Annotated in this window: 10 protein-coding genes, 1 tRNA gene and 1 rRNA gene; 5 read left to right on the top strand and 7 right to left on the bottom strand. The window is 65.0% G+C overall.

Going from position 1 to position 13,421, the window contains the following annotated elements:
* Positions 1–6: 6 nt before the first annotated feature.
* A tRNA-Ile gene (locus WHX56_RS14680) sits at positions 7–83 on the bottom strand.
* Positions 84–216: 133 nt separating this feature from the next.
* Positions 217–1,747, bottom strand: a 16S ribosomal RNA gene (locus tag WHX56_RS14675).
* Between the two features lie 887 nt (positions 1,748–2,634).
* Between WHX56_RS14675 and rng the strand changes: the two genes are divergently transcribed.
* Both rng and WHX56_RS14665 read left to right on the top strand, forming a co-directional pair.
* Entirely contained in the window at positions 2,635–4,098 is a 1,464-nt protein-coding gene (rng, locus tag WHX56_RS14670) for a ribonuclease G (protein WP_129245776.1), read from the top strand.
* Between the two features lie 204 nt (positions 4,099–4,302).
* On the top strand, positions 4,303–5,004 hold the full coding sequence (locus WHX56_RS14665) for a DUF3053 domain-containing protein (protein WP_129245703.1): 702 nt from the start codon (positions 4,303–4,305) through the stop codon (positions 5,002–5,004).
* 46 nt (positions 5,005–5,050) lie between these two features.
* On the opposite strand, the gene WHX56_RS14660 is transcribed toward WHX56_RS14665, so the two are convergent.
* The 3 genes from WHX56_RS14660 to msbA all read right to left on the bottom strand — a co-directional run bounded on the left by WHX56_RS14660 (position 5,051) and on the right by msbA (position 9,128).
* Positions 5,051–5,281, bottom strand: a complete 231-nt coding sequence (locus WHX56_RS14660) for a hypothetical protein (RefSeq protein ID WP_129245705.1) — start codon at positions 5,279–5,281, stop codon at positions 5,051–5,053.
* Between the two features lie 121 nt (positions 5,282–5,402).
* A complete protein-coding gene (locus WHX56_RS14655) occupies positions 5,403–7,208 on the bottom strand; it encodes a monovalent cation:proton antiporter-2 (CPA2) family protein (RefSeq protein WP_338881649.1) in 1,806 nt (601 codons plus the stop codon).
* A 144-nt stretch (positions 7,209–7,352) separates the two neighbouring features.
* Entirely contained in the window at positions 7,353–9,128 is a 1,776-nt protein-coding gene (gene msbA, locus WHX56_RS14650; protein ID WP_129245709.1) for a lipid A export permease/ATP-binding protein MsbA, read from the bottom strand.
* Positions 9,129–9,230: 102 nt separating this feature from the next.
* On the opposite strand from msbA, the gene WHX56_RS14645 reads away from it, so the two are divergent.
* From WHX56_RS14645 to WHX56_RS14635, 3 genes are read left to right on the top strand one after another with little or no spacing between them, the layout of a single operon-like run.
* The gene (locus WHX56_RS14645; RefSeq protein ID WP_287751623.1) at positions 9,231–10,202 is read left to right on the top strand and encodes a glycosyltransferase family 9 protein; all 972 of its coding nucleotides are present in this window, start codon (positions 9,231–9,233) and stop codon (positions 10,200–10,202) included.
* Between the two features lie 12 nt (positions 10,203–10,214).
* Positions 10,215–10,979, top strand: a complete 765-nt coding sequence (locus WHX56_RS14640; protein ID WP_129245713.1) for a YdcF family protein — start codon at positions 10,215–10,217, stop codon at positions 10,977–10,979.
* Entirely contained in the window at positions 10,976–11,251 is a 276-nt protein-coding gene (locus WHX56_RS14635) for a YkgJ family cysteine cluster protein (RefSeq protein WP_338881646.1), read from the top strand. Before WHX56_RS14640 ends, WHX56_RS14635 begins: the two co-directional genes overlap by 4 nt.
* A gap of 299 nt (positions 11,252–11,550) precedes the next feature.
* Here the strand turns inward: WHX56_RS14635 and WHX56_RS14630 are convergent, their stop codons facing one another.
* Positions 11,551–12,699, bottom strand: a complete 1,149-nt coding sequence (locus tag WHX56_RS14630) for a glycosyltransferase family 4 protein (protein ID WP_287751627.1) — start codon at positions 12,697–12,699, stop codon at positions 11,551–11,553.
* On the bottom strand, positions 12,674–13,399 hold the full coding sequence (locus WHX56_RS14625) for a polysaccharide deacetylase family protein (RefSeq protein WP_338881644.1): 726 nt from the start codon (positions 13,397–13,399) through the stop codon (positions 12,674–12,676). Before WHX56_RS14625 ends, WHX56_RS14630 begins: the two co-directional genes overlap by 26 nt.
* Positions 13,400–13,421: the final 22 nt, after the last annotated feature.

Genomic DNA, 13,421 nt, shown 5'->3' with positions numbered 1-13,421 from the left:
AATACCTGGTGGGTCTGGTTGGATTCGAACCAACGACCCCCGCCTTATCAAGACGGTGCTCTAACCGACTGAGCTACAGACCCAAAACCTTCTCGGATCAGCACTCAGGAGTCATGGGCGCAGGGAGGAGTCCCTCTACCCAAGCCCACAACCGATCCCAGCTATATATCAAACAACCGATAAGAGTGGACGCTTAACACGAGCACTTGAGCTCTGAAAGGAGGTGATCCAGCCGCACCTTCCGATACGGCTACCTTGTTACGACTTCACCCCAGTCATGAATCCTACCGTGGTAATCGCCCTCCTTACGGTTAGGCTAACTACTTCTGGTAAAACCCACTCCCATGGTGTGACGGGCGGTGTGTACAAGACCCGGGAACGTATTCACCGCGACATGCTGATCCGCGATTACTAGCGATTCCGACTTCACGCAGTCGAGTTGCAGACTGCGATCCGGACTACGATCGGGTTTCTGGGATTGGCTCCCCCTCGCGAGTTGGCGACCCTCTGTCCCGACCATTGTATGACGTGTGAAGCCCTACCCATAAGGGCCATGAGGACTTGACGTCATCCCCACCTTCCTCCGGTTTGTCACCGGCAGTCTCATTAGAGTGCCCTTTCGTAGCAACTAATGACAAGGGTTGCGCTCGTTGCGGGACTTAACCCAACATCTCACGACACGAGCTGACGACAGCCATGCAGCACCTGTGTTCCGGTTCTCTTGCGAGCACTCCCAAATCTCTTCGGGATTCCAGACATGTCAAGGGTAGGTAAGGTTTTTCGCGTTGCATCGAATTAATCCACATCATCCACCGCTTGTGCGGGTCCCCGTCAATTCCTTTGAGTTTTAATCTTGCGACCGTACTCCCCAGGCGGTCAACTTCACGCGTTAGCTGCGCTACCAAGGCCCGAAGGCCCCAACAGCTAGTTGACATCGTTTAGGGCGTGGACTACCAGGGTATCTAATCCTGTTTGCTCCCCACGCTTTCGTGCATGAGCGTCAGTGTTATCCCAGGAGGCTGCCTTCGCCATCGGTGTTCCTCCGCATATCTACGCATTTCACTGCTACACGCGGAATTCCACCTCCCTCTGACACACTCTAGCCCGGTAGTTAAAAATGCAGTTCCAAAGTTAAGCTCTGGGATTTCACATCTTTCTTTCCGAACCGCCTGCGCACGCTTTACGCCCAGTAATTCCGATTAACGCTTGCACCCTACGTATTACCGCGGCTGCTGGCACGTAGTTAGCCGGTGCTTATTCTGCAGGTACCGTCAGTTCCGCGGGGTATTAGCCCGCGACGTTTCTTTCCTGCCAAAAGTGCTTTACAACCCGAAGGCCTTCATCGCACACGCGGGATGGCTGGATCAGGGTTTCCCCCATTGTCCAAAATTCCCCACTGCTGCCTCCCGTAGGAGTCTGGGCCGTGTCTCAGTCCCAGTGTGGCTGGTCGTCCTCTCAAACCAGCTACGGATCGTCGCCTTGGTGAGCCGTTACCCCACCAACTAGCTAATCCGATATCGGCCGCTCCAATAGTGCAAGGTCTTGCGATCCCCTGCTTTCCCCCGTAGGGCGTATGCGGTATTAGCCACGCTTTCGCGTAGTTATCCCCCGCTACTGGGCACGTTCCGATACATTACTCACCCGTTCGCCACTCGCCACCAGACCGAAGTCCGTGCTGCCGTTCGACTTGCATGTGTAAGGCATCCCGCTAGCGTTCAATCTGAGCCAGGATCAAACTCTTCAGTTTAATCTCTGTATTTGTTCGTATTTCTTAACCCCCGAAAGGGTCGAGTCATACGTCGCTACTCAAAGGAAGTGAGGTATGTGCTTAGACTTGACATCTAAGGTACTTCACTTCTAGTGAGCACTTGATTTCATTGTGCTTGTGATAAAGCCGAGGCGGGTTTAAAAACCCAACTCAACCCATCACCGCACCCGCATCAAGCGCCCACACTTATCGGTTGTTTAATTGTTAAAGAGCGGTACTGCTAAATTCTTTACTGCCTGCCGACTGGCCCGGCGCTTTCGCGTCGTTCGCTGTGTCAGCAGCAGAGAAACGAGATTATGAAGAAGTTTTTATCGCTTGTCAAGTCAACTTCGCGGGGTTCGCTACGCTTTCCTGCTGCGGCCTCTTCAAGACCCTGTCCTCTTTAGCAGCTATCGAAACATCAGGGTAAACCCTGAATTTTCGGCAACTGCCAAGCCCGAAACTATAACACGACTTTTGCAGATTATGCAACCGGCTTTTGCCTAATTTGCATCCTATCTTGCAACCCGCGGCGCCGCTGAACCTCCAGCCTTGCCATCGCCCTGAAACCAGGGGTCGGTCACTTCAGGTGGCTAATGATTCGTAAGGGTAAACCCTTGTTTCGCTTCATCAGCCAAGCCCAAGACTATAGCATATTGTTTCGAACGGCGCAACTGACTTCTGTCTGATTCGCGCTATCCATGCAATGATGCTTGCTTGGCCCCGCGCTTCGAAAAACTGCCCGAACCGCGAAGGAGCGAGACTATAGCACAAGTTTTCGCGCCATCGCCGCCGCCCGGCTTGCCTGGGGAAAGGGTACGTTTACTATTCGGCTTGTACGCCGCACCTAATATGGAGACGAGCACGCTATGCCCCCAGCCATCGCCCTGAGCGAAGATATCCTGATCAACGTCACCCCCTTCGAAACCCGAGTCGCGCTGGTGGAACAGGGGTCGGTACAGGAGCTGCACGTGGAGCGCAGCATCCAGCGGGGCCACGTCGGCAATATCTATCTGGGACGGGTGGTCCGCGTGCTGCCCGGAATGCAGAGCGCGTTCATCGACATCGGGCTGGAGCGGGCGGCCTTCATCCACATCGCGGACCTGCGCGAGAACCGGGGCGAAAGAAGCCAGGGCCTGACGCCCACGCCGATCGAGAAGCTCCTCTTCGAGGGACAGACCCTCATGGTCCAGGTGGTCAAGGATCCCCTGGGCACCAAGGGCGCCCGCCTGTCGACCCAGATCAGCATGGCCGGACGGATGCTGGTCTATCTGCCCCATGACCCGCATATCGGCATTTCGCAGAAGATCGACACCGAGTCGGAGCGCATCCAGTTGCGCGAGCGGCTGCAGGCCTTGATGCCCGCCGAAGAAAAAGGCGGCTTCATCGTCCGCACCCAGGCGGAAGGCGCCAACGACGAAGAACTGACGGCGGACGTGGAGTACCTGCGCAAGCTCTGGACCAGCGTGCAGGCGGCCGCCCGCACCCAGCCCGCCCCCGCCCTGCTCCACCAGGACCTGACGCTGGCGCAGCGCGTGCTGCGCGACATGGTGGGCCCCGGCACCGGCGCCATCCTGGTCGACTCCCGCACGACGAGCGCCGCCATGCTCGAATGGGCGCGCATCTATACGCCCTCGGTCGTGGACCGCATCCAGCACTACAGCGGCGAGCGGCCGCTGTTCGACACGGCCAACGTGGACGACGAGATTTCGCGCGCCCTGTCCCGCCGGGTGGACCTGAAGTCGGGCGGCTACCTCATCATCGACCAGACCGAGGCGCTGACCACCGTCGACGTCAACACCGGCGGTTTCGTGGGCGGGCGCAACTTCGACGACACCATCTTCAAGACCAACCTGGAAGCGGCGCAGGCGATCGCCCGCCAGTTGCGCCTGCGCAACCTGGGCGGCATCGTCATCCTGGACTTCATCGACATGGAGGATCAGGAACACCGCGAAACCGTGCTGGCCGAACTGAAGAAGGCGCTATCGCGCGACCGCACCCGCATGACGGTCAATGGCTTTACGCAACTGGGACTGGTGGAGATGACCCGCAAGCGCACGCGCGATTCCCTGGCGCACCAGCTTTGCGAACCCTGCCCGATGTGCGAGGCGCGCGGCAACGTGCGCACGCCGCGCACCGTCTGCTACGAGATCCTGCGCGAGATCCTGCGCGAAGCCCGGCAATTCAACCCCAAGGAATTCCGCATCCTGGCCTCGCAGGAAGTGGTCGACCTGTTCCTCGAAGAAGAAAGCCAGCACCTGGCGATGCTGGGCGATTTCGTGGGCAAGCGCGTGTCCCTGGAAGTGGAAAGCCGCTATTCGCAGGAGCAGTACGACATCATCCTGGTCTAGGCTTCTTCAGTGCGGACGGACGCCGGCCATAGCAGGTAGCCGGCGGAATTTCACCTCATTGTGTATGAATTGTGTGTCTTAACGATTCGTTTGCAATGAAGTTTGAAACCGATGGCGACGGGAAGGACGAGCCGATAAGCTGCGGGCGCTTTGCGGGCCATGCCCCGCATGGCGCCCTTTCTTTTGCTTTCGGAGGTCAATGCAATGAAGTCCCTATTCCGTCCGTTCCTGGTGCTGGCCGCGGCGCTGCCGTTCATGTTGGCCGCGTGCGGCGACAAGGAGCCCGAACAGCGTGCCGCGTTCACGCAGTTCCTGCAGACCCGCATCGTGGACAAGCCCGGCGTGCGCGTGCCGAAGCTGACGGACGAGGAAAAGCAGTCCTTCGGCGACTACACGGCGCACTATGCGGTGATCACCGACTTCAACGCCGGCATGGACGCTTCCGTGAAGCCGCTGTCGGGCATCATGCAGAAGGGCGCGGTGCGCTCGCTGAACGACGTCGTGGCGCGTCGCGACGATTTCAAGGCGGTGCAGGCATCGCTGAACGAGATGGGCGCGGCGCTGCAGGCGCAGCAAGCCAAGGCCGACGCCGCCCGCGCGCAGCTCAAGCAGCCTGAAGACCTGAAGGCCGTGTACGACAAGGCCTATGAAAAAACCGTCAGCCTGCCGGCCGACACGTTCCGCGACACGCTGCCGCAACTGAACGCGACGTTCGACGCCAGCCTGAAGATTGCCGACTACGTTGCCGCGCACGCCGCCCAGATCGATCTGTCCGGTCCGATCGTCAAGGTGCAGGACCCGGCCGTGCAAGCCGAACTGAACGGACTGCTGCAGGACCTGAACGCGCAAGCGAAAAACGTGCAGCAGGCGCAAACCCGCATGCAGGCGGTCATGGTCGGCCGCTAGGCGGCCGAGGCCCGGCCGGCGGACGCGCCCGCGTCCGGGCCGCCGTTCAGGACGCCGCGGCCGCGGCGATGCGGAAGGGAAAGGCCTTGGCGCCGCGGGCGCGGTCGGTCTCGCGGTGCGCGCGGATCGACCATGCCGGCCCCGCCCCGCCGGTCTGCGAGAGCAACTGGCGCATGGAGCCCGCCGAAAACCCGCAGCGCAGGACCAAGGCCTGCCGCCGGGCCAGTTCTACACCAACAGCATGAGGCGTCGTGGAAATCCGATCCGATTGCAGCATGGCAGCCCCCTGGCAAAAGCTCTTCATGGACGAAGAGTCTGTGCGAACTAATCTACCTCAGTCACTGGCGCTTGCGCGTGAAATGATGCGTAACGTAATGCGAACAAATGGAAATATTGGTTCATGCCGACGGGCTGGGCGCCGTTTCGCCGGCCTCGCGGTCGGGTTTGTCGTTTTTGCCGTCCGCGGGGCCGCTCATGTTGCCGTACAGCAGCGAGCGGCCGGCGAACAATCCGCCCGCCACCTCCAGGTCGAAACGGTCGGTATCGCGCTTGCGCACGTCCTGCGCCACCTCGGCGGCCTCGTCCGCCGGCACGCCTATCACGCGCAGCGCGGCTTCGCCGAACGCCAGCGCCGATTCCAGGGTTTCGCGGACCTGGTAGTCCACCCCCTCTTTGGCCAGCGCCAGCGAATGAATGCGGTCATAGGCGCGCACCGCCACCCGGACTAGGGGAAATTCGGCCTTCACCAGCTTGACGATGTGGTTGACCGCCTGCGGATTGTCGATGCAGATCAGGATGACGCAGGCATTCTCCGCGCCGGCGGTGCGCAGCATGTCGACACGGGTGCCGTCGCCGTAATAGACCTTGACGCCCCATTTGGCCGCCGCCCGGATCGCGTCGGTGTCGACGTCCAGGATGGAGACTTTCAGGTCCCGGGCCAGCATCGCCTGGGTCACGATCTGGCCGAAGCGGCCGAATCCCACGATCAACACACAGCCGTCCAGGTCCCTGGCCACGTCCACGCCGTCCATGGAAGGCGCCGGCCTGGGCAGCAGCCAGCGCAGCGCCAGCACGCACAGGGGCGTGAACGCCATCGAAATGATCACGACCGCGGTCAGCACGGCGCCGGTATGCGCGTCGAAAATGCCGGCCGCGGCCGCCGCCCCGTACAGCACGAAGGCGAACTCGCCGCCCTGCGCCAGCAGCGCGGCCCGGGTGGTGGCCTCGGCGTGCGTGGCGCGCAAGGCCCGCGCCACCGCATAGACGCCCACCGACTTCACCAGCATGAAGACGACGACGGCCGCCAGGATCAGCGGCCATTCGCGGGCGACCGCCGACAGGTCCAGGGACATGCCCACGCCCAGGAAGAACAGGCCGAGGAGAATGCCGCGGAAGGGTTCGACTTCGGCCTCGAGCTGATGGCGGAAAGTGGATTCGGACAGCAGGACGCCCGCCAGGAACGCGCCCATGGCCATGGACAGGCCGCCCAGTTCCATCAGCAGCGCCGCGCCCAGCACCACCAGCAGCGCGGCCGCCGTCATGACCTCGCGGGCATGCGCGGCGGCCAGCAGGCGGAACAGAGGATTGAGCAGCCAGCGGCCCGCGGCCAGCAGGGCCAGGATGCACCCCAGCGCGATGGCCGCCTGCAGCCACGGATCCCCGTGCTCGGCGCCGCCCGTCGGCGCCAGCAGGCTGGCCAGGGCAAGCAGCGGCACGATGGCCAGGTCTTCCAGCAGGAGGATGGACACGATGCGCTGCCCTTGCGCGCTGGCGGTCTCGCCCCGTTCGGTCAATATCTGCATGACGATCGCGGTGGACGACAGCACGAACCCCATCGCCGCCATGAAGGCGGCCGGCCCGGACAGCCCGGCCAGCAGGCCGACTCCCGTGAGAAGCGCGCCGCAGGCGGCCACCTGGGCCACGCCCAGGCCGAAGATCTCGCCGCGCAGTTTCCACAGCCGGGACGGCTGCATTTCCAGGCCGATGATGAAAAGAAACATCACCACGCCCAGTTCGGCGACGTGCAGGATGGACTTCGGATCGGAAAAAAATCCCATGCCGAACGGCCCGATGGCCAGCCCGGCGGCCAGGTAGCCCAGGACGGACCCCAGGCCGAGGCGCTTGAAGAGCGGGACCGCGACGACGGCGGCTCCCAGCAGGACGACGACGTTGACTAGCTGGGTGCCATCGGAAGGCAGGGACATGGGGCGCTCCAGGGTGCAAGGCCCGCCCCGATGCCTGCGGACCGGCCGGGATCCATTTTCCGGCAATCCGCCGGATTGGCAATCCGGAAATGCGACAGGAGGAAAACGCGTCCGGCCGCCGCCGGACGCGCGGGGGGAACCCGGTCAGTCCTCGCGGAACTGCATCTTGTAGAGCGAGGCGTACAGGCCGTTGGCGGCCAGCAGCTCGGCGTGGGCGCCCTGTTCGACGATCCTGCCGGCGTCCAGCACGATGATGCGGTCGGCGTTCTGCACCGTGGACAGGCGATGGGCGATGACCAGCGTGGTGCGGCCCTTCATCAGGCGTTCCAGCGAGGCCTGGACCTGGCGCTCGGATTCGTTGTCCAGCGCGGAGGTGGCTTCGTCCAGGATCAGGATGGGCGCGTTCTTGATGAGCGCGCGGGCGATCGCCAGGCGCTGGCGCTGGCCGCCCGACAGGCGCGCGGCGTTCTCGCCCACCGGCGTGTTCATGCCCTGCGGCAATCCGTCGACGAACTCCAGCAGGTTGGCGGCCGCCAGGGCGTCGCGCACCTTCTGTTCGCTGGACTTGCCCAGGGCGCCATAGCCGACGTTGGCGGCGATGGTGTCGTCGAACAGCACCACGTCCTGGCTGACCAGCGACAGGTGCGAACGCAGGCTGCGCAGCGTCAGGTCCTCGACGGGCACGTTGTCCACCAGGATCTGCCCGCTGTCGGCCAGCACGAAGCGCGGCAGCATATTGACCAGGGTGGTCTTGCCGCTGCCGGACCGCCCCACCAGGGCCACGGTCTGGCCGGGCTCGACGACGAACGACACGTCGTTGACGGTGTCGCGGTCGGCGTCCGGGAAGCGATGCGACACATTGCGGAACTCGACCTTGCCGCGCACGGGTTCGGGCAGTTCCCTGGTGCCGGTATCGCACTCGGGAACCTGGTCGATCAGGGTGAACACGCTTTCCGCCGACACCAGCATCTTCTGCATGCGCGCGGCGACGTTGGTCAGGCGCTTGATGGGGTCGAAGATCTGGGCCAGCGCGGCCATGAACGAGGCGAAGCTGCCCACGGTGAGCGCGCCGCTGTTGGCCTGGCTGAGCGCCACCGCGATGACGGCGCCGACCGAGACCGAGATGCACACCTGGGTCAGCGGCGTCAGGGCGGCGTCGGCCGTGGCGGTGCGCATGGCGAACCGGCGCAGGCGCCGGCTGACGAAATCGAAGCGGCCGCGCTCGACCTCATAGCCGTCGAACAGCTTGATCACGCGCTGGCCGTCGATGCCCTCGCCGACCACGCGGGTCAGCTCGGCGTTCATGTTGACGGTTTCGCGGTTGATGCGGCGCAGGCGCTTGATGAAGAAGCGGGAGATCAGCACCGAGACCGGCAGCATGATCAGGATGATCAGCGTCAGCACCCAGGACATGTACAGCAGCACGCAGATCAGGGCGATGACGACCAGGGTTTCGCGCACCAGCACCGTAATGACGTCGGTGGCGTAGCCGGTGACGTTGCCCGCGTCGATGGTGAAGCGGTTGAGCAGGCGGCCGGTGTCGCCCTGCTTGAAATCGGCGTCCGGCAGGCCCAGCAGGCGCTCGAACATGTCGCGGCGCATGCCCAGCAGCACATTGTTGGCGACCCAGGCCAGCAGGTAATCGCTGAAGAAGTTGCAGATTCCGCGCAGCAGGATCAGGCCCACCACCGCCAGCGGCAGCGCCCACACATAGTAGGGTTTGGCGCCCGAGAAGCCGCCGTCCAGCAAAGGCTTCATAATGACGGCCAGGACGGGTTGCGTGGCCGCCGCCCCCGCCATCAGCAGGATGGCCAGCAGCAAACCCTTCCAGTAAGAGCCCACGCGGCTGTAGATCCGCCTCCAGAGTTCGGCTTTGACGGGTTGGGAACCCGCGGGCGCATGGCGTGCGGCAGAATTCAAAGGGATCACTCGCTTTTATACAATTGTGGCGAGAATTGTACCGGCTGCGCGCCGACGCGCCGCCCGGACCGACCTTAGCCCTAACGCGCCCAGCGCCCATCCATGTCCGATATCAGTTGTCTGTACGTCCGGTTGCCCAATTGGGTGGGCGATGTCTGCATGAGCCTGCCCAGCCTGCGTGCCCTGCACGCCAGCGGGCTGCCCCTGGTGATCTGCGCCCGCCCCTGGGCCCGCGACCTGCTCGACGGCGTGGCCAAGCAGGATTTCATTCCGATGCGGGGCAAGGTCGGCCCCGACCGGGCCGCCGTCAGCGCCCACCGGCGCGGCCTGGGGCCCCAGGGCCGCGGGGCGCGGGGCCTGCTGCTGCCGGACTCCCTGTCCAGCGCGCTGGTATTCCGGCTGGCGGGCCTGCCCTCGGCCGGCTATCGCGACGACGGCCGCAGCTTCCTGCTGCGCTGGCCGGTCTCCAAGCCCGGCGACTCCCTGCACGCGGTCCAGTCCTGGCATTACCTGACCCGCGAGGCCCTGAAGCGCTGGGGCCTGCCCAGCGGCCCCGCCGAACCGGGCCCGACCCTGGACCTGCCCCTGACCGCGGCCCACCGCGACGCGGCCGCCCACGCGCTGGAAGCGGCCGGGCTGGCCGGCCGGCGCTTCGTCCTGATCGCTCCGACGGCCACCGGCCTGCACAAGGGCAGGATCAAGGTCTGGCCAGGATTCGATACACTTACCCGCGCCCTCCAGGCCGACGGCCATACCGTGGTAATGTGCCCCCCTCCGGCCGAGACCGACGAGGCCCGGCGCAACGCGCCGACGGCGCTCCTGCTGCCGCCTCTGTCGCTGGGCGCCTTCGCGGCGCTCACGGCCAGGGCGGCGCTGGTGGTTTGTAACGATTCCGGCGTGTCGCACGTCGCCGCCGCGGCCGCCGCCAGGGAACTCACCCTGTTCGGCGTCACCCGCCCCGAACGGACCGGGCCGTGGTCGCCTCGGGCAGTGTGCATCGGCGCCGAGAATGCCTGGCCGTCGGTCGAGGACGTCGCGCAGCAGGCCAGGATCCTGCTGGACGAGACGCAGTAATCAGGATTTGAAATGCCCTTTTCCACCTATCTCGCGAATCTGATCATCCCCTACAACCTGTGCCTGACCCTGGTCGTCGTCGGACTGGTGCTGGGCCTGTTCCGGCTCCGCAAGACCGGCGGCGCCCTCATCGCGGCCGGCTTGCTGTGGGCGCTGGCCTGGTCGCTGCCGGCCACGTCGCTCTGGCTGGGCGGGGCGCTGGAATCCCGCTATCCGCACCTGCCGCCCTCGGAATCCCCGACGGCCGACGCCATCGTGGTGCTGGGCGGCAACACCGCCAACGGCCGCGCCAACTGGTTCCAGCCCTACGACAAGGACACCGCGGTGGTGCGCGTGGACACGGCGGCCCAGCTTTATCTGGCCGGACGCGCGCCCAAGGTGGTGCTGTCCGGCGGCGCGCTGGAAGGCGACATCAGCGAAGCCCGCGGAATGGCGCACGCCATCCGCCAGCAAGGCGTGCCCGAAACGGCGCTCATCCTGGAGAACGCCAGCCGCACCACCTACGAAAACGCCGCCCTGACCGAGGACCAGCTCAAGTCCCGCGGCATCGGCAAGGTCCTGCTGGTGACGTCCGCCCTGCACATGCCGCGCGCGATGGCGGCGTTTTCCAAGCAGGGCGTGCAGGCCATCGCCGCCCCCGCTCCGCCGCAGATCGTGCCGCCCACCGACGGTTCGCTGCAACTGTGGCTGCCCGACCAGCGCACCTTCGACGCCAGCCGCTCCATCATCAAGGAGTACGCCGGCCTCTTCGTCTACTGGCTGCGCGGATGGGTATGAGTTCCGCGGCGCTGGCCTGTCGAGCCGGCTGCGGCGCCTGTTGCATCGCGCCGTCGATCTCCCGGCCGATCCCCGGCATGCCCGCGGGCAAGCCGGCCGGCGTGCCCTGCGTCCAGTTGCTGCCGGACATGCGCTGCGCGGTATTCGGCCAGCCTTCGCGCCCGGATTTCTGCGGCGGCTTGCAGGCGCAGGCGGAAATGTGCGGAGAGGACCGGGAATACGCGATCCGGTGGCTGGCGGCGCTGGAGCGGGCGACGGCGCCGGGGGGGTGAATTTCTTGCTGGCTGAGTCGTTTCTCACGGTGAGAAACGCTTCCTGTGTCAGACACCCGGGAAGAATGGCTTCAGCTTGACGGGCAGGTCGTAGGGGTGTCAGACACTTGCGTCGACGGCAAGAAACGCTTCCTGTGTCAGACACCCGGGAAGAGTGGCTTCAGCTTGACGGGCAGGTCGTACGGGTGTCAGACACGTGCGGCGCAGCTTGACGGGCTGTTCGTACGGGTGTCAGACACGTGCGGCGGGCCTTTCTCCCTGTGTCGGACACGTGCGTCGGGCTCTTGGCTCCGCCTTGGTCAGCGGCGCTCCAGCAGCACTTTTTCGTATAGCGCTTCGTAGCGTGCGGCCACGGTCTCCCAGCTTTGATCGCGGGCGATCGCCAGGCCGCGCTCGGCCAGCGCCGCGCGCAGTCCGGGTTCGGAGCCCAGCCGTTCCAGCGCTTGCGCCAGTTGGGCGCCGTCGCGCGGATCTTGCAGGATCAGCGCGTCCTTGCCCGCCGACAGGTACTGCGCGAAGCCGCAGTAGACGGGCGAGCTGACCACCACCGGCAGCCCGTGCGACATGGCTTCCAGCGGCGCCATGCCGTAGCTGTCGTTCAGCGTGGGATGCGCGTAGATGTCGGCCGCGCTGAAATAGCGGGCGACGTCGGGCGTGGGGTCGATCAGGGTGACGCGGCTGGCGATGGCGCCGGCCGCGCGCACGCGTTCCCGGGTGGGCTCGTCCGCGCCCACGACCAGCAGCTTGTATTGCGGCGGCAGCTTGCCCAGGGCGTCGAGCAGGGCCGGCAGGCCCTTGCGCAGGGGATTGCGCGCGACCAGCAGACAGCCGACGGTGCCGGCGTCCCATCCCAGCCGCGCGCGGGTCTCGTCGCGTCCGTCCCGTTGCGCGGCCGTGGGCAGCTTGACCCCCGGCGCGATGATGTCCACCGGCAGCCGCGGACCGTAGCTGCGGTGGAGCTGATCCATGATCAGTCCGGAAACGGCGACCACCCGGCGCGCGGGCGCGTTGCGCACGCGCAGTTTTTCCAGGATCAGGTACGTGGCCAGGCGCGGGCTGAGCCAGGCGGCCAGGCGCTGCATCGGCTTGGCGCGGGTCACACGGTTGTAGCGCACGGGCGTGACGTGCATGACCTGGATTTCGCCGGCCCAGCCGTTCATGTGCGAATGCACGATGTCGTAGCGCCCGCGGGTGAGCCGGTCGGCGCGCCAGGCGAAATACAGCACCCGCATCCAGCTTGGCAGCCAGGCCGGGAAGCGCACCGGCAGGAAGGGAAACGGCAGGTCGCTGTCGAAGTCGCGCGCCACGACGGAGACGTCATGGCGCTGGCCGAGTACGCGCATCAGCTCCACGCCATAGGCTTCCGCGCCTCCGAAGCGATTGCCGAAGCGGTCGACCAGCAGCGCGATGCGGAGCCGCCGCTCAACGGCGCCGGCGGGAGTCTTCATACCGGGTCAGGCATTTCTGCAGGAAGCGGATGATGTTGGTGGAGCGCGCCACCGTCACGCGGGGCAGCCCGTAGGGGTCGTCGGACGCCGCCGCCAGACCGCGCTGGGTCAGCGTGGCGTTGTCGTAACCGGCCTCGCGCACCATGGCCCGGTGTTCCGGGCCGTGGTCGCCATAGGGATAACAGAACGCGGTGACGGGCCCGCCCAGCGCCTGTTCCAGTTCGTCCTTGGATTCGACGATCTGGCGCCGCGCTTCCTCGGGCGTCATTTCGGGCAGGTGGACGTGGTCCAGGGTGTGCGAGCCGACCTCGTTGCCGGCCTGCGCCCATTCCCGCATTTCGTCCACGGTCATCAGCGCCGAGAACGGGATGCCTTTCTGCAAGTCCCACACATTGCCGCCGTCGAACTGGCGCGCCACGAAATAGTTGGTGGCGGTAAAGCCCAATTCGCTGAGCACCGGCATCGCGTTGCGATGCACGTTGCGGTAGCCGTCGTCGAACGTGATGCCGAACACCTTGCCCTGCCGTTCGCCGCGCACGTAGGGCATGACGTCCCGCATGGACAGGCCGCGATAGCCCAGCCTGCGCATCCAGCGCATCTGCCGGGCGAAGCTGGCGGGGTGTACCGTCAGTCCGCGATACGGCGTGCCCTTGGGATTGGGCTCGCCGATCTGGTGGTACATGAGTATGGGGATAGACATAACTACGGATTATAGAGCCCGG

The organism is Achromobacter veterisilvae (assembly GCF_037619525.1).
Lineage (GTDB): Bacteria > Pseudomonadota > Gammaproteobacteria > Burkholderiales > Burkholderiaceae_B > Achromobacter > Achromobacter veterisilvae.
The sequence above is the reverse complement of the archived record's forward strand: the minus strand, read 5'-3'. Positions and strand labels throughout refer to the sequence as shown.

Bases quoted from the DNA above. Each gene is read 5' to 3' on its own strand.
- WHX56_RS14665 (WP_129245703.1), top strand. From the start codon at position 4,303: ATGAAGTCCCTATTCCGTCCGTTCCTGGTGCTGGCCGCGGCGCTGCCG.
- WHX56_RS14660 (WP_129245705.1), bottom strand. From the start codon at position 5,281: ATGCTGCAATCGGATCGGATTTCCACGACGCCTCATGCTGTTGGTGTA.
- WHX56_RS14655 (WP_338881649.1), bottom strand. From the start codon at position 7,208: ATGTCCCTGCCTTCCGATGGCACCCAGCTAGTCAACGTCGTCGTCCTG.
- WHX56_RS14645 (WP_287751623.1), top strand. From the start codon at position 9,231: ATGTCCGATATCAGTTGTCTGTACGTCCGGTTGCCCAATTGGGTGGGC.
- WHX56_RS14640 (WP_129245713.1), top strand. From the start codon at position 10,215: ATGCCCTTTTCCACCTATCTCGCGAATCTGATCATCCCCTACAACCTG.
- WHX56_RS14635 (WP_338881646.1), top strand. From the start codon at position 10,976: ATGAGTTCCGCGGCGCTGGCCTGTCGAGCCGGCTGCGGCGCCTGTTGC.
- WHX56_RS14630 (WP_287751627.1), bottom strand. From the start codon at position 12,699: ATGAAGACTCCCGCCGGCGCCGTTGAGCGGCGGCTCCGCATCGCGCTG.
- WHX56_RS14625 (WP_338881644.1), bottom strand. From the start codon at position 13,399: ATGTCTATCCCCATACTCATGTACCACCAGATCGGCGAGCCCAATCCC.